Raw genomic sequence first — 15,608 nt, 5'->3', positions numbered from 1 at the left:
GTCCGATTCGGCGCGGGCGGCGATTTCCGAGTGAGGAGTGGATGTGGGGGATGTGGCGGTAGGCGCACGATCCGGACGCGACGAAGGCGAGGAGCGGCCGGACGATGCCGTCAAGCGCGAGGCCGAGGAGGACGGCGGCACCAAGGCGCGCCCGCACCGTTCCTTCTGGAAGGAGCTTCCGCTCCTCATCGGTATCGCCCTGCTGCTGGCCCTGCTGATCAAGACCTTCCTGGTGCAGGCGTTCTCGATCCCGTCCGACTCGATGCAGGACACCCTGCAGCGCGGGGACCGGGTCCTGGTGGACAAGCTGACCCCGTGGTTCGGCTCCGAGCCCGAGCGCGGAGAGGTCGTGGTCTTCCACGACCCCGCGAACTGGCTGTCCGGGGAGCCCACCCCGGAGCCGAACTTCGCACAGAAGGCCCTTAGCTGGATCGGCCTGATGCCGTCCGCCGAGGAGAAGGACCTGATCAAGCGGACCATCGCCATCGGCGGGGACACGGTCGAGTGCAAGAAGGGGGGACCGGTCGTCGTCAACGGCAAGGAGCTCGTCGAGCCGTACATCTTCCCCGGCAACACCCCGTGCGACGACGCCCCCTTCGGCCCGATCACCGTGCCCGAGGGCAAGATCTGGGTGATGGGCGACCACCGGCAGAACTCCCAGGACTCCCGCTACCACATGCAGGACTCCACCCAGGGCTTCGTCCCGGTCGACGACGTCGTCGGGCGGGCCGTAGTGGTCGCGTGGCCGATCACCCGCTGGGCCACCCTGCCGGTCCCGGACACCTTCGACCAGCCGGGCATCGGCAACCAGACCAAGGCCACCGCGCTCGGTCTCGGGGCCTCGGGACTTGCTCCGGTCGGGCTGGGCCCGGCCGCGCTGGGCGTCACGGGGGCCGTGCCGCTCGTCATGTGGCGCCGGCGGAAGCTGACCCGGGGCCGTACCGCCGGGTAGGGTGCCGCCCAGGTCGACGATCTCCGAGTGTGGGGGCGCTGCAATGGGCGGTAACCAAGCAATACGTAGTGGCAAGGATGGCCGCGGCGGACTCGGCAATGTGCTGTCGGGGATCGCCGTGGCCATCGGTTTTGCGCTCTTCCTCGGCGGTTTCGTGTGGGGAGCGGTCGTCTACCAGCCCTATACGGTGCCGACCGACTCGATGATGCCCACCGTGCGCCCGGGGGACCGGGTGCTGGCGCAGCGCATCGACGGCGGTGAGGTGCGCCGCGGTGACGTGGTCATCTTCACTGATTCCCTGTGGAGCGATTCGCCCATGGTCAAGCGGGTCGTCGGCATCGGCGGCGACACCGTGAAGTGCTGCGGCGCCGCCGGCGAGCTGACCGTGAACGGCACGGTTCTGGACGAGCCCTACATCGACGCCACCCGGCCCGACTCGGGCCTGGCCATGCCCCCCGGGCAGGCGCCGGCCCCCGGGACCCCCTTCGAGGTGACGGTCCCCCAAGGCAACCTCTTCCTGCTGGGCGACCGGCGGGCGGCCTCCCTGGACTCCCGGGCGCACCTCCAGGAGGCCGGGCAGGGCACGGTCCCCCGGTCTACGGTCAGCGCCCGCGTCGACGCCCTGGCCTGGCCCTCCACGACGATGCTGGAGCGGCCGCGGACGTACGCGGGCCTGCCGGGCGGGGTCTCGCAGCCCGGGCCCCTGCGCCTCCAGGTGGCGGCGGTGGTGGCCGGAGCCGCGCTGGTGCTGCTGGGGGCCGCGTACGGGCCCCTCGTACGGGTCCTCGGGCGCGGGCGGCGGCGGGAGCGGGCCGGTGTCCGCTGAGGCGGCCGCCGCCGGTGGTCCCCGCAAGGTGTCGCGGGTGATCCTGCTGGACCCGGCGGACCGGATCCTGCTGCTCCACGGCTTCGAACCGGCCGATCCCGCGGACGACTGGTGGTTCACCCCGGGCGGCGGGGTGGAAGGCGCCGAGAGCCGGGAACAGGCCGCACTGCGGGAGCTGGCGGAGGAGACGGGGATCACAGAGGTGGAGCTGGGGCCGGTGCTGTGGCACCGGTACTGCTCCTTCCCCTTCGACGGGCGGCGCTGGGAGCAGGACGAGTGGTACTTCCTGGCACGTACCGCCCAGACGGCGACCCGGATCACCGGGTTCACCGAGCTGGAGCGGCGCAGCGTCACCGGAGCCAGGTGGTGGACCTCCGAGGAACTTCTCGCGGCCCATGAGACGGTGTACCCGACCAGACTCGCCGAGCTGCTCCGTACGCTGCTCGACGACGGTCCTCCGGGTGCGCCGGTGGTCCTGGCCCCGGAAATCGTCTAGGGGCCCAGGGGCCTGGCGCACAATGGGGGGACGCACGGCTGAAGGGGAACATGCCATGAGTGCCGAGGACCTCGAAAAGTACGAGACCGAGATGGAGCTGAAGCTCTATCGGGAGTACCGCGACGTCGTCGGGCTGTTCAAGTATGTGATCGAGACCGAACGCCGTTTCTACCTCACCAACGACTACGAGATGCAGGTGCACTCGGTCCAGGGCGAGGTCTTCTTCGAGGTCTCGATGGCCGACGCGTGGGTCTGGGACATGTACAGGCCGGCCCGGTTCGTGAAGCAGGTGCGGGTGCTCACCTTCAAGGACGTGAACATCGAGGAGCTCAACAAGAGCGATCTCGAACTGCCCGGCAGCTGAGGTTCCTCCCCGTGTGGGTGACCGGGTTGTCCACAACGGCGGGGTTGTCCACCAAGATCCACAGGGTCGGCGGGGGCGCGGGATCGTCGGTGCCGGAGGTGGTGCCGAATGAACGCGAACGGCGTGGCACGGCAGGCATTGGGGCGGTACGGCGAGGAGCTCGCGGCGCGGCGGCTGGCCGAGGCCGGGATGACCGTGATCGCACGGAACTGGCGGTGTCGCGGCGGGGAGATCGACATCGTCGCCCGGGACGGTGACGCCCTCGTCGTGTGCGAGGTCAAGACCCGCCGGGCGGGGGATTTCGAACATCCCATGGCCGCCGTGCGGTCCGGCAAGGCCGAGCGCCTGCGCAGGCTCGCCGGGCGCTGGCTCGCCGACCACGGCGGACCGCCCCCCGGCGGGGTCCGCATCGACCTGGTCGGAGTCCTGCTGCCGCGGCGCGGTGCGCCCGTGGTGGAGCACGTCAGGGGGGTGGCCTGATGGGATTCGCACGAGCCTGTTCGGTGGCCCTGGTCGGCGTCGACGGGGTGGTGGTGGAGGTCCAGGCCGACCTGGAGCCCGGGGTCGCGGCCTTCACGCTGGTGGGCCTGCCCGACAAGACCCTCGTCGAGAGCCGGGACCGGGTGCGGGCCGCCGTGGTCAATTCCGGCGCGGCCTGGCCGCAGAAGAAGCTCACGGTCGGCCTCAGCCCGGCCTCCGTACCGAAATCGGGTGCCGGTTTCGATCTGGCCGTGGCGGCAGCTGTCCTGGGCGCCGCCGAGGTGGTCGACCCGGGCGCGATCGCCGATCTCGTCCTGATCGGGGAGCTGGGGTTGGACGGCCGGGTGCGCCCGGTCCGGGGGATCCTGCCGGCGGTCCTCGCCGCCGCGGAGGCCGGATACCGGCAGGTGGTGGTCCCGCAGCAGTGCGCCGCCGAGGCGGCGCTCGTGCCGGACGTCTCGGTGCTCGGCGTGCGCAGCCTGCGCCAGCTGATCGCGGTGCTGACCGACGGGGTGGTCCCCGAGGAGGAACCCGCCGACCCGCCGGGGCGCCCGGATCCGATGCTGGCCGGGCTGCTCGTCCCGGGGGCGGCCCTCGGCACGGGCCTGGCTGCCGGCCGCTCCGGCCAGGGGGATGCGGGGGACTTCCCCGACCTCGCCGACGTGGCCGGGCAGCACACCGCGCGGCGGGCGTTGGAGGTGGCGGCCGGCGGGGGCCACCACCTCTTCCTCAGCGGGCCCCCCGGGGCGGGCAAGACCATGCTGGCCGAGCGGCTGCCCTGGATCCTGCCGCCGCTCACCCGCCAGGACTCCGTGGAGGTCACGGCTGTCCACTCGGTGGCGGGCATCCTCCCGCCCGGCGAGCCGCTCGTCGCCAGACCGCCCTACTGCGCACCGCACCACTCGGCGACCATGCAGTCCCTGGTGGGCGGCGGCAACGGGGTCCCCAGGCCGGGAGCCGTCTCCCTGGCCCACCGGGGCGTGCTCTTCCTGGACGAGGCCGCCGAGTTCCACGGCCGGGCGCTTGACGCCCTTCGCCAGCCGCTCGAATCCGGGCACGTGGTCATCGCCCGCGCCGCGGGGGTGGTCAGGCTGCCCGCCAGATTCCTGATGGTGCTCGCCGCGAACCCCTGCCCGTGCGGGCGCCACACCCTGCACGGAGCCGGCTGCGAGTGCCCGCCCTCGGTGATCCGGCGCTATCAGGCCAGGCTGTCCGGGCCGCTGCTCGACCGGGTGGACCTGAGGGTGGAGGTCGAGCCCGTGACCCGCTCCGACCTGCTGGGACAGGGCGGCCGCGGCGAATCCACCGCAGTGGTCGCCGACCGGGTGCGGGAGGCCAGGGACCGGGCCGCCGTCCGGCTCGCCGACACCCCCTGGCGGCTCAACTCCGAGGTGCCGGGGCAGGAGTTGCGCACCCGCTGGCAGCCCGCTCCGGGAGCCCTGGCGCAGGCCGAGCGGGACATGGAGCGCGGGCTGCTCACCGCACGGGGGCTGGACCGGGTGTTGCGTGTCGCCTGGACCGTCGCCGACCTGCGGGGGCGTGACCGGCCCGACGCGCTGGACGTGGCCGTCGCGCTGGAACTGCGGACCGGGATCGCCCGCGGGGCGACCCTGGCGGCGGGGGGCGGGCCGTGACCCCGGAGGAGCTGGCGAGGGCCGCGCTGACGCGGGTGCTGGAGCCCGGGGACGAGCACGGCGGGCGCTGGCTGCGGGAGTACGGAGCCGTCGGGTTGATGGGGCTCCTCACGGCGCCGGAGGCGGAGCCGGGCGTTCCGGGCGGGGTGGGACAGGAACGGCTCGCCGGCTACCGCAAGCGGGCGGCGCTGGCCGACCCCCGGCGGGACCTGGAGCTGGCCGCCGAGTCGGGGGGCCGGTTCGTGTGCCCCGGATCGGCGGAGTGGCCCACCCAGCTCGACGACCTCGGCGACGCCCGGCCCGTCGGACTGTGGCTCCGCGGCAGACCGAGCCTGCGTACCTGGGCGCTGCGCTCGGTCGCCGTGGTCGGGGCCCGCGCCTGCACCCCGTACGGAGCGCACATGGCCCAGACCCTGGCCGCAGGGCTCGCCGAGCTGGGCTGGGTGGTGGTCTCCGGGGCCGCGTACGGGATCGACGGCGCCGCCCACCGCGGGGCGCTGGCCTCGGGCGGCGCCACCGCGGCGGTGCTGGCCTGCGGGGCGGATGTCGCCTACCCGCGGGGCCACGCCGGGCTCCTCGGGCGGATCGCCGGCCAAGGCCTCGTCCTGGGGGAGCTGCCACCCGGCAGCCACCCCACCCCCAGCCGCTTCGTCCTGCGCAACCGGGTCATCGCCGCCCTCACCCGGGGGACGGTCGTGGTGGAGGCCGCCCACCGCAGCGGTTCCCTGGTCACCGCCCGGCGGGCCCGCGAGCTCGGGCGCATCACCATGGGGGTCCCCGGGCCCGCCACCAGCGGGCTCTCGGCCGGGGTGCACGAGCTGCTCCGGGGCGAGGCCGCCCTCGTGACCGACGCGGCCGAGGTGGTCGAGCTGGTCGGCTCCATCGGCGAGCTGGCTCCCGAGCGGCGCGGCCCGGTCGTCGCGCGGGACCTGCTGGACCGGGAGACCGCCCGGGTGCTCGAAGCCCTCCCCGCCGGCAGGCCGGCGGACGTGGAGCAGGTGGCACTTGCCTCCGGCACCGGCACCGATGAAGTCATCGGCAGACTGTACGAACTTCACTCTCTGGGGTTCGTCGAACGGCAGGGCGACGGCTGGCAGTTGACCCGGCAAACACCTGGAGGAGGCACACAAACCGGGGCCCCACGGCGAGGCGGTCGTTGACCTGGGGCGTTCCGGTGAAAGAGTGAAACCGATGAGAGACGCGGTCTTCCCGGTGGCAGCCGCCGGGACCGTGCGCCAGGCGCCGGTCCCGGGTCGCCCGCGCGAGTCGGGACGCGCCTGTGCCCCCGCGCGATCCCGTACTCTTCGCGCACCGCGACACTTCCGTCACGCTACGCTCCCAAGGAATCCCGCTCCGGCAAAGGCGAAGCATGCCCCAGCACACCTCAGGGTCTGACCGCGCTGCGGTGCCCCCCGCTGCCCGCGGCAGCGTGCGGTCCACCGCGCCCTCGTCCCTGGAGGTGCTCTGGCGCTCGTACAAGGACTCCGGTGACGAACGGCTCCGGGAGCAGCTGATCCTGCACTACTCGCCGCTGGTCAAGTACGTCGCCGGCCGCGTCAGCGTGGGACTGCCGCCCAATGTGGAGCAGGCCGACTTCGTCTCCTCCGGCGTCTTCGGACTCATCGACGCCATCGAGAAGTTCGACATCGACCGGTCGATCAAGTTCGAGACGTACGCCATCACCCGCATCCGCGGCGCGATGATCGACGAACTGCGGGCCCTGGACTGGATCCCGCGCTCGGTGCGGCAGAAGGCGCGTGCCGTCGAGCGGGCCTACGCCACGCTGGAAGCGCAGCTGCGGCGCACCCCGACCGAGAGCGAGGTCGCCGGGGAGATGGGGATCGGCGTGGAGGATCTCCACGCGGTCTTCAGCCAGTTGTCCCTTGCGAACGTGGTCGCCCTGGAGGAGCTGCTGCACGCCGGCGGGGAGGGCAGCGACCGGCTCTCGCTGATGGACACCCTGGAGGACACCGCCGCCGACAATCCGGTGGAGGTGGCCGAGGACCGGGAGCTGCGGCGGCTGCTGGCGCGGGCCATCAACACGCTGCCCGAGCGGGAGAAGACGGTGGTGACCCTCTACTACTACGAGGGCCTCACGCTGGCCGAGATCGGCAATGTGCTGGGCGTCACCGAGAGCCGGGTCAGCCAGATCCACACCAAGTCGGTGCTGCAACTGCGCGCGAAGCTGGCCGATGTGGGGCGCTGAGCTTGCGGGACCTCCGTAGAGTGGACAGGTGCCCAGGATTCGAGCGGCCTCCGTGGCCGAGCACCGGTCGATGCAGCGCGGCGCCCTCTTGGACGCCGCGCGCTCCCTGTTGTCCGAAGGCGGTACGGAGGCGCTGACCTTCCCCGCCCTCGCGGAGCGGACCGGGCTCGCCCGGTCCTCTGTGTATGAGTACTTCCGGTCCCGCGCGGCCGTCGTCGAAGAGCTGTGTGCGGTGGACTTCCCCGTGTGGGCGGCCGAGATCGAGGCGGCCATGCAGGAGGCGCAGTCGCCGGAGGCGAAGATCGAGGCCTACGTGCGGAGCCAGTTGGGGCTGGTGGGGGACCGGCGGCACCGGGCGGTGGTGGCCATCTCGGCGAGCGAGCTGGATGCCGGGGCGCGGGAGAAGATCCGTGCCGCCCACGGTGGGCTGGTGGCGATGATCGTCGAGGCCTTGGCCGCCCTCGGCCAGGAACAGCCGAAGCTTGCCGCGATGCTGTTGCAGGGGGTTGTGGACGCGGCTGTCCGGAGGATCGAGCTCGGGGCTGCCGAGGAGCCGGCCGTTGTCACCGAGGCTGCCGTGGCCCTGGCCCTGCGGGGCGTCCGGGGCTGAGGTCCCTGGGGCTCCGCCCAGGACCCCACGCCTCAAACGACGGCGGGGCTGAAAGGCCGCCTCAGACGCCGGCGGGGCTGAAAGATCCCTCAGGTGCCGGCCGGGCTGGATGCAGCGGGCTGGATCTGGGGATGGGGTCCGGGAGGAGCCGTGGTGTGGGGCGGGGGAGGAGGGTGAGGGGGTTGAGGTAGGTCTCGCCTGCCAGGAGGCCCCAGTGGAGGCAGGGGGCCGGGCAGTGGGAGCCCGCCGTCAGGGTCGCCACCACCTGGCCCGCCGTGACCTGCTCGCCCTCCGCGACCAGGGGGCGGACCGGTTCGTAGGTCGTGCGCAGGCCGTTCGGGAGGGTGATGGACAGGACTCCGCGGCCCGCGACCTGTCCGGCGTAGTGCACCCGGCCCGGGCCGACCGCGCGGAGCTCGGCGCCCACCGGCGCGGACAGGTCCACACCGCGGTGGCCGGCCGCGTACGGGGTCGGGGGCGGGTCCCACCAGCGGGCCACCGTCAGGGGCGCCGGCAGGGGGCGGACCCCGGGGACGGCCGCCTGGGCCAGGGCAAGGATCAGGCTGAGCAGCAGTGTCGTCATGGCCCACAGCGTCCTCCGTACGCGGGGACGACGAGCGGGCCTGTGGACAGGCCGGCGCATGTGGACAACGGCGTCACCCGGCATACCACCGGGTCCCGTACACTTCTTGTGGCGATCCGGGTCACCGGGTCGACTTCGCACGCCCCGGCACCAGCCCGAAAGGGCCAGGTGACAGCGTCTCTCGGTCCCTCATGGGGGCAGGGCGCGGTGGGGCGTCAGGAACCAAACCGAGAAACCAAGGAGATGGCCATGGCCGTCGTCACGATGCGGGAGCTGCTGGAAAGCGGCGTCCACTTCGGTCACCAGACCCGTCGTTGGAACCCGAAGATGAAGCGCTTCATCTTCACGGAGCGCAACGGCATCTACATCATCGACCTGCTGCAGTCGCTGTCGTACATCGACCGCGCCTACGAGTTCGTGAAGGAGACCGTCGCCCACGGCGGTTCCATCATGTTCGTCGGTACCAAGAAGCAGGCCCAGGAGGCCATCGCCGAGCAGGCGACGCGCGTTGGTATGCCGTACGTCAACCAGCGGTGGCTGGGTGGCATGCTCACCAACTTCTCCACCGTCTACAAGCGCCTCCAGCGTCTGAAGGAGCTTGAGGCGATCGACTTCGAGGACGTCGCCGCCTCGGGTCTCACCAAGAAGGAGCTCCTGGTCCTCTCCCGCGAGAAGACCAAGCTGGAGAAGACCCTCGGTGGTATCCGCGAGATGTCGAAGGTCCCCAGCGCCGTCTGGATCGTCGACACCAAGAAGGAGCACATCGCCGTCGGTGAGGCGCGCAAGCTCCACATCCCGGTCGTCGCGATCCTCGACACCAACTGCGACCCCGACGAGGTCGACTACAAGATCCCGGGCAACGACGACGCGATCCGCTCCGTCACCCTGCTCACCCGCGTGATCGCCGACGCCGTCGCCGAGGGCCTCATCGCCCGCTCCGGCGCCGCGACCGGCGACTCGAAGCCGGGCGAGAAGGCCGCCGCCGAGCCGCTCGCCGAGTGGGAGCGCGACCTGCTCGAGGGCGACAAGAAGGCTGACGAGGCCCCGGCCGCCGATGTCGACGCCGCCAAGGTGGACGCCGACGCTGCCGCCGAGGTCGCTGCCGAGGTCACCCCGGCCGCCGAGGCCCCCGAGGCCACCGAGGCTGTCGAGGCCCCGGCCGCCGACGCCGAGCAGGCCTGACCCCCTGAGAGAGCCCGGCGTTCACGCGCCGGGCACTCGCAGCACGGACGATGACGGCGGGGGAGCCGCGCCTGGGGCGCGGCGCCTCCGCCGTTCACCCGTAGATCTACGACTTCGAGAGAGAATCACAGACTCATGGCGAACTACACCGCCGCTGACGTCAAGAAGCTCCGCGAGCTCACCGGCGCCGGCATGCTGGACTGCAAGAACGCGCTCGTGGACGCCGACGGTGACGTCGAGAAGGCTCAGGAAGCCCTCCGCATCAAGGGTCAGAAGGGCGTCGCCAAGCGCGAGGGCCGTTCTGCCGAGAACGGTGCCGTGGTCTCCCTCATCGCCGACGACAACACCTCCGGTGTCCTCGTCGAGCTGAAGTGCGAGACGGACTTCGTCGCCAAGGGCGAGAAGTTCCTGGCCGTCGCCAACCAGCTGGCCGCGCACGTCGCCGCCACCTCCCCGGCCGACATCGAGGCGCTGCTCGCGTCCGAGATCGAGCCCGGCAAGACCGTCACCGCCTTCGTCGACGAGGCCAACGCCAACCTCGGCGAGAAGATCGTCCTGGACCGCTTCGCGCAGTTCACCGGCGGTTACGTGACCTCGTACATGCACCGTACGATGCCCGACCTGCCGTTCCAGATCGGTGTCCTCGTCGAGCTCGACAAGGAGAACGCCGAGGTCGCCCGCGGCGTCGCGCAGCACATCGCCGCGTTCTCCCCGCAGTGGCTCTCCCAGGAAGACGTTCCGGCCGAGAAGGTCGAGTCCGAGCGTCGCATCGCCGAAGAGGTCACCCGCGCGGAGGGCAAGCCCGAGGCTGCCATCGCGAAGATCGTCGAGGGTCGCGTCAACGGCTTCTTCAAGGAGGCCACCCTCCTCGGCCAGCCGTACGCCCTGGACAACAAGAAGTCCGTCCAGAAGGTTCTGGACGAGGCCGGTGTCACCCTGAAGCGCTTCGCGCGCATCAAGGTCGGCATCTGAGTCCGTCCGTACGCGACGGACACCGGACCCCGGTAGGGTCTGAGGCAGTCGTCCGCGCTTGCGCAGGACGACCGCAGATCTGACGAGGAGGCCATTGCCGTAGAGGGAACCGCAAGGACCCACCGGCAATGGCCTTCTTCGTATGTGCACGAGGAGATCTCCATGAATCAGGGCGTGGACACCCACACCGCATCCGACGACAAGAGCGACCAGGACAAGAAGGGCCGCCGCTTCATGCTGAAGCTGTCGGGCGAGGCCTTCTCGGGTGGCAGAGGACTGGGCGTCGACCCCGACGTCGTGCACGCCATCGCGCGCGAGATCGCCGCGGTGGTCCGCGACGGCGCGGAGATCGCCATCGTGATCGGCGGTGGCAACTTCTTCCGCGGTGCCGAACTCCAGCAGCGCGGCATGGACCGGGCACGGTCCGACTACATGGGCATGCTCGGCACGGTCATGAACTGCCTCGCCCTCCAGGACTTCCTGGAGAAGGAGGGCATCGACTCCCGCGTGCAGACCGCCATCACCATGGGCCAGGTCGCGGAGCCGTACATCCCGCTGCGCGCCGTGCGCCACCTGGAGAAGGGCCGCGTCGTCATCTTCGGCGCCGGCATGGGCATGCCGTACTTCTCCACCGACACCACGGCCGCCCAGCGCGCCCTGGAGATCGACGCCGAGGCCCTGCTCATGGGCAAGAACGGTGTCGACGGGGTCTACGATTCCGACCCCAAGAAGAACCCGGACGCGGTGAAGTTCGACGCGCTGGAATACGGCGAGGTGCTCTCGCGGGACCTCAAGGTCGCCGACGCCACCGCCATCACGCTGTGCCGCGACAACAAGCTGCCGATCCTCGTCTTCGAGCTGCTCGCCGAGGGCAATATCGCCCGCGCCGTCAAGGGTGAGAAGATCGGCACGCTCGTCAGCGACCAGGGAACCCGGGCCTGAGCAGCCCGCTCGCGGGGCCGGGCCCTGCCCGGCCCCGCACGTCCCGCCCGCCTGAACCATCCATTCAAGACATGCAGGAGCACGTGGTGACCGAAGAGATCCTCCTCGAGGCCGAGGAGAAGATGGAAAAGGCCGTCGTCGTCGCCAAGGAAGACTTCGCCGCGATTCGCACCGGCCGTGCGCACCCGGCGATGTTCAACAAGATCGTGGCGGACTACTACGGCGCCATCACGCCCATCAACCAGCTCGCCTCCTTCTCGGTTCCCGAGCCGCGCATGGCGATCGTGACCCCGTTCGACAAGAGCGCCCTGCGCAACATCGAGCAGGCCATCCGCGACTCCGACCTGGGCGTCAACCCCAGCAACGACGGCAGCATCATCCGGGTGACCTTCCCCGAGCTGACGCAGGACCGCCGCAAGGAGTACATCAAGGTCGCGCGCACCAAGGCCGAGGACTCCAAGGTCTCCATCCGCGCCGTCCGCCGCAAGGCCAAGGACGCCCTCGACAAGCTCGTCAAGGACAAGGAAGCCGGCGAGGACGAGGTGCGCCGCGCGGAGAAGGAGCTCGACGACACCACCGCGAAGTACGTCGCGCAGGTGGACGAGCTGCTCAAGCACAAGGAAGCCGAGCTCCTCGAAGTCTGATGAACGACTCTTCCTGGCAGCCGGAGCCGGTTCCGGCGGGTCCCGCATACGATGCGCAGGTGGGCCCGCACACTCGGCCCATGCCCATCGTGCCCGATGCCGCCGGCCGTGACTTCGACGACCGGGAAGCACGCGATCGGGGGGCCGCCGCGGACGGCGGTCCCCTCTTCCGCGCCGAGACGCCGCCGCAGGAGCCCATGCCCAGCCCCCCGCCTCCGCATGCCCCGCAGCCGCAGGACTCCTCCCCGCCGCCGAAGAAGCGCGCGGGTAGGGACCTGCGGGCCGCCATAGGGGTCGGCGTCGGCCTCGGCGCGGTGATCTTCGCTTCGCTGTTCGTCGTCAAGGCGGTCTTCGTCGGCGTCATCGTCGTCGCGGTGGTCGTGGGCCTGTGGGAGCTCACTTCCCGCCTCCAGGAGAAGAAGGGCATCAAGGCCCCCCTCGTCCCGCTCGCGGTCGGCGGCGCGGCCATGGTCATCGCCGGCTACGTCCGGGGGGCCGAGGGCGCCTGGGTCGCCATGGCCCTGACCGCCTTGGCGGTCCTGGTCTGGCGGATGACCGAACCGCCCGAGGACTACCTCAAGGACGTGACCGCGGGCGTCTTCGCGGCGTTCTACGTGCCCTTCCTGGCCACCTTCGTCGCGATGCTGCTCACCGCCGACGACGGGCCCCAGCGCGTGGTCACCTTCCTGGTCCTGACCGTGGTCAGCGACACCGGGGCCTACGCGGTCGGCTGGCGCTTCGGCAAGACCAAGCTCGCGCCCCGCATCAGCCCCGGGAAGACCCGCGAGGGGCTGTTCGGAGCGGTCGCCTTCGCGATGGCGGCCGGCGCGCTGTGCATGGAGTTCCTGATCGACGACGGCTTGTGGTGGCAGGGCCTGCTGCTGGGGCTCGCGGTCGCGGTCAGCGCCACCCTGGGCGATCTGGGCGAGTCGATGATCAAGCGTGACCTGGGCATCAAGGACATGGGCGCCCTGCTCCCCGGCCACGGCGGCATCATGGACCGGCTCGACTCGCTGCTGCCGACCGCCCCGGTGGTCTGGCTGCTGCTGGCGGCTTTCGTCGGCACGGGCTGATACCGTCCGGGCGGTTACTCTTGAAGGGCGCGCTGCTTTTGCGGCGCGCCTTTCGTCTTACAAGGAGTACCTGCCATGGCCCGCCCCGTTCCGGGAGAGCTCACCTTCGTCGCCCCTCGCGGGGCCAAGAAGCCGCCCCGGCACCTCGCCGACATGACCCCGGCCGAGCGCCGCGAGGCGGTCGCCGCGATCGGCGAGAAGCCGTTCCGGGCCAAGCAGCTCTCGCAGCACTACTTCGCGCGGTACGCGCACGACCCGGCCGAGTGGACCGACATCCCGGCGGGCTCGCGGGAGAAGCTCCAGCAGGAGCTGCTGCCGGATCTGATGAACGTCGTCCGGCACATCTCGTGTGACGACGACACCACCCGCAAGACCCTGTGGAAGCTGCACGACGGCACGCTCGTCGAGTCCGTGCTGATGCGCTACCCCGACCGGGTCACCATGTGCATCTCCTCGCAGGCCGGCTGCGGCATGAACTGTCCGTTCTGCGCCACCGGCCAGGCCGGCCTGGACCGCAACCTGTCCACCGCCGAGATCGTGCACCAGATCGTCGACGGCATGCGCGCCCTGCGCGACGGCGAGGTCCCCGGCGGCCCCGCCCGGCTGTCGAACATCGTCTTCATGGGCATGGGCGAGCCGCTGGCCAACTACAACCGCGTGGTCGGCGCCATCCGCCGCCTCACCGACCCGGAGCCCGACGGCCTGGGCCTGTCGCAGCGCGGCATCACCGTCTCCACCGTCGGCCTGGTCCCGGCCATGCTGCGCTTCGCCGACGAGGGCTTCAAGTGCCGCCTCGCGGTCTCGCTGCACGCGCCCGATGACGAGCTGCGCGACACCCTGGTCCCCGTGAACACCCGCTGGAACGTCCGCGAGGTGCTGGACGCGGCCTGGGAGTACGCGGAGAAGTCCGGCCGCCGGATCTCCATCGAGTACGCCCTGATCCGCGACATCAACGACCAGGCCTGGCGCGGCGACCTCCTGGGCAAACTGCTCAAGGGCAAGCGTGTCCACGTCAACCTGATCCCGCTGAACCCGACGCCGGGCTCCAAGTGGACCGCCTCGCGCCCCGAGGACGAGAAGGCCTTCGTCGAGGCCATCGCCCGGCACGGTGTGCCCGTGACCGTACGGGACACCCGCGGCCAGGAGATCGACGGCGCCTGCGGACAGCTGGCCGCATCGGAGCGGTAGGTTCCGGTTCTGGCCGTTCGCATTCGGCCACGGGGTACCCTGTGGCCGAACCAATTTCATATTCCGACAGGGGAGCGCCACAGCGCTGAGAGTGCGGTAACCGTCATCCGCAGACCCTCTGAACCTCGCCCCGGTCATTCGGGGTAGGAAGTTCGGTCACCACTCAAGCTGTTGCGCCCTGCCCGGCGTCCGCTCCCACAGAGCGCCGGGCAGGGCCGCGTCTTCTCCTGGACATCCCAGGAGGAATTCACCAGTGAGCACCACCAAGAAGATCGCGGGCGCCGCGCTCGCGGCCGCGCTCGGCGTCACCACGCTCACCGCCTGTGGCGGCGGCGACGCGAAGGACAAGTCCGGGGGCGCGACCGACGCCCCGAAGTCCAAGACCGTCACCCTCGTCTCCCACGACTCCTTCAACGTGACCGACGCGGTCCTGAAGGAGTTCGAGCAGCAGAGCGGCTACACCGTCAAGGTCCTGAAGTCCGGAGACGCGGGCGCCGCCCTGAACCAGGAGATCCTCACCAAGGGCACCCCGCGCGGCGACGTCTTCTTCGGCGTCGACAACACCCTCCTCTCGCGCGCCCTCGACAACGGCATCTTCACGCCGTACGAGGCCAAGGGCCTGGGCGACGTGAAGCCGGAGTACGTGCTCGACAAGGAGCACCGGGTCACCCCGATCGACTCCGGCGACATCTGTGTCAACTACGACAAGGCGTACTTCGCCGACAAGAAGATCGCCCCGCCGCAGACGCTGGACGACCTGGTCAAGCCGGAGTACAAGAACCTGCTGGTCACCGAGAACGCCGCGACCTCCTCGCCCGGCCTCGGCTTCCTGCTCGCCTCCGTCGGCAAGTACGGCGAGGAGGGCTGGAAGGACTACTGGAGCAAGCTCAAGGCCAACGGCGTCGAGGTCGTCGACGGTTGGGAGCAGGCCTACAACGAGCGCTTCTCCGGCTCCGCGGGCGGCAAGAAGGCCAAGGGCGACCGCCCGCTGGTCGTCTCCTACGCCTCCAGCCCGCCGGTCGAGGTGCTCTACGCCGACCCGCAGCCGGCCGAGGCCCCGACGGGCGTCGCCACCGGCACCTGCTTCCGCCAGATCGAATTCGCCGGTCTGCTCAAGGGAGCGAAGAACGAGGAGGGCGGCAAGGCCCTCGTGGACTTCCTGATCAGCAAGAAGTTCCAGGAGGACATGCCGCTCCAGATGTTCGTGAACCCCGTGACGAAGGACGCTGCCCTGCCGGAGCTGTTCACGAAGCACGGTGTGGTGGTCGAGAAGCCGGAGAACGTCGCACCGCAGACCATCGCCAAGAACCGTGAGCAGTGGGTCAAGGCATGGACCTCGCTCGTCGTGAAGTAAGCGGTGCCAAGGAGTCGGGCGCGGCGCCGGCGGGCGCCGCGCCGGGCCCCGGCCGGGACCCGCGTCCCGGCCGCCGTGAGGGGGGCCGGGCGACGGCCGTGC

Annotated in this window: 17 protein-coding genes and 1 riboswitch; of the genes, 16 read left to right on the top strand and 1 reads right to left on the bottom strand. The window is 71.0% G+C overall.

Annotation, left to right across the window (positions count from 1 at the left end):
* Positions 1-52 precede the first annotated feature (52 nt).
* The 9 genes from lepB (J7E94_RS05980) (at position 53) to J7E94_RS05940 (ending at position 7,568) form a co-directional block, all read left to right on the top strand.
* Positions 53-952, top strand: coding sequence for a signal peptidase I (gene lepB / locus J7E94_RS05980; protein ID WP_215012978.1), 900 nt, complete (start codon positions 53-55; stop codon positions 950-952).
* A 43-nt stretch (positions 953-995) separates the two neighbouring features.
* A complete protein-coding gene (lepB, locus tag J7E94_RS05975) occupies positions 996-1,778 on the top strand; it encodes a signal peptidase I (RefSeq protein ID WP_215012976.1) in 783 nt (260 codons plus the stop codon).
* Positions 1,768-2,274 carry an NUDIX hydrolase gene (locus J7E94_RS05970; protein WP_215012974.1) on the top strand — a complete coding sequence of 169 codons (507 nt, stop codon included), beginning with the start codon at positions 1,768-1,770 and terminating at the stop codon, positions 2,272-2,274. Before lepB (J7E94_RS05975) ends, J7E94_RS05970 begins: the two co-directional genes overlap by 11 nt.
* 55 nt (positions 2,275-2,329) lie before the next feature.
* Positions 2,330-2,638, top strand: coding sequence for a DUF2469 domain-containing protein (locus tag J7E94_RS05965; protein ID WP_005311352.1), 309 nt, complete (start codon positions 2,330-2,332; stop codon positions 2,636-2,638).
* A gap of 108 nt (positions 2,639-2,746) precedes the next feature.
* Entirely contained in the window at positions 2,747-3,118 is a 372-nt protein-coding gene (locus J7E94_RS05960) for a YraN family protein (protein ID WP_215012972.1), read from the top strand.
* The gene (locus J7E94_RS05955) at positions 3,118-4,752 is read left to right on the top strand and encodes a YifB family Mg chelatase-like AAA ATPase (RefSeq protein WP_215012970.1); all 1,635 of its coding nucleotides are present in this window, start codon (positions 3,118-3,120) and stop codon (positions 4,750-4,752) included. The genes J7E94_RS05960 and J7E94_RS05955 overlap by 1 nt, the downstream gene beginning before the upstream one ends.
* Entirely contained in the window at positions 4,749-5,912 is a 1,164-nt protein-coding gene (gene dprA / locus J7E94_RS05950; RefSeq protein WP_215012968.1) for a DNA-processing protein DprA, read from the top strand. Before J7E94_RS05955 ends, dprA begins: the two co-directional genes overlap by 4 nt.
* Positions 5,913-6,121: 209 nt before the next feature.
* Positions 6,122-6,958, top strand: a complete 837-nt coding sequence (gene whiG / locus J7E94_RS05945; protein WP_215012966.1) for an RNA polymerase sigma factor WhiG — start codon at positions 6,122-6,124, stop codon at positions 6,956-6,958.
* A gap of 52 nt (positions 6,959-7,010) precedes the next feature.
* Complete coding sequence (locus J7E94_RS05940) at positions 7,011-7,568, top strand: TetR/AcrR family transcriptional regulator (protein WP_215013073.1); 558 nt, start codon at positions 7,011-7,013, stop codon at positions 7,566-7,568.
* 61 nt (positions 7,569-7,629) lie between these two features.
* Here J7E94_RS05940 and J7E94_RS05935 read toward each other — a convergent pair whose 3' ends face one another.
* Positions 7,630-8,151, bottom strand: coding sequence for a M23 family metallopeptidase (locus J7E94_RS05935; RefSeq protein WP_215012964.1), 522 nt, complete (start codon positions 8,149-8,151; stop codon positions 7,630-7,632).
* A 249-nt stretch (positions 8,152-8,400) separates the two neighbouring features.
* Between J7E94_RS05935 and rpsB the strand changes: the two genes are divergently transcribed.
* The 7 genes from rpsB (at position 8,401) to J7E94_RS05900 (ending at position 15,506) form a co-directional block, all read left to right on the top strand.
* Positions 8,401-9,333 carry a 30S ribosomal protein S2 gene (gene rpsB / locus J7E94_RS05930; protein ID WP_215012963.1) on the top strand — a complete coding sequence of 311 codons (933 nt, stop codon included), beginning with the start codon at positions 8,401-8,403 and terminating at the stop codon, positions 9,331-9,333.
* A gap of 135 nt (positions 9,334-9,468) precedes the next feature.
* Positions 9,469-10,305 carry a translation elongation factor Ts gene (gene tsf / locus J7E94_RS05925; RefSeq protein WP_215012961.1) on the top strand — a complete coding sequence of 279 codons (837 nt, stop codon included), beginning with the start codon at positions 9,469-9,471 and terminating at the stop codon, positions 10,303-10,305.
* 162 nt (positions 10,306-10,467) lie between these two features.
* Positions 10,468-11,247, top strand: coding sequence for a UMP kinase (gene pyrH / locus J7E94_RS05920; RefSeq protein ID WP_215012959.1), 780 nt, complete (start codon positions 10,468-10,470; stop codon positions 11,245-11,247).
* Positions 11,248-11,333: 86 nt separating this feature from the next.
* On the top strand, positions 11,334-11,891 hold the full coding sequence (gene frr / locus J7E94_RS05915; RefSeq protein WP_031144133.1) for a ribosome recycling factor: 558 nt from the start codon (positions 11,334-11,336) through the stop codon (positions 11,889-11,891).
* The gene (locus J7E94_RS05910) at positions 11,891-12,964 is read left to right on the top strand and encodes a phosphatidate cytidylyltransferase (RefSeq protein ID WP_215012957.1); all 1,074 of its coding nucleotides are present in this window, start codon (positions 11,891-11,893) and stop codon (positions 12,962-12,964) included. The genes frr and J7E94_RS05910 overlap by 1 nt, the downstream gene beginning before the upstream one ends.
* Before the next feature lie 75 nt (positions 12,965-13,039).
* Positions 13,040-14,152: a 23S rRNA (adenine(2503)-C(2))-methyltransferase RlmN gene (gene rlmN, locus J7E94_RS05905; protein ID WP_215012956.1), complete on the top strand. Its 1,113-nt coding sequence runs from the start codon at positions 13,040-13,042 to the stop codon at positions 14,150-14,152.
* Positions 14,153-14,210: 58 nt separating this feature from the next.
* Positions 14,211-14,320: riboswitch (TPP riboswitch) on the top strand.
* Between the two features lie 85 nt (positions 14,321-14,405).
* Positions 14,406-15,506, top strand: a complete 1,101-nt coding sequence (locus J7E94_RS05900) for a thiamine ABC transporter substrate binding subunit (RefSeq protein ID WP_215012955.1) — start codon at positions 14,406-14,408, stop codon at positions 15,504-15,506.
* Positions 15,507-15,608: the final 102 nt, after the last annotated feature.

It is taken from the genome of Streptomyces sp. ISL-94, from assembly GCF_018614075.1.
Taxonomy (GTDB): Bacteria; Actinomycetota; Actinomycetes; order Streptomycetales; family Streptomycetaceae; genus Streptomyces.
This window is presented reverse-complemented; position numbering and strand designations above follow the sequence as displayed.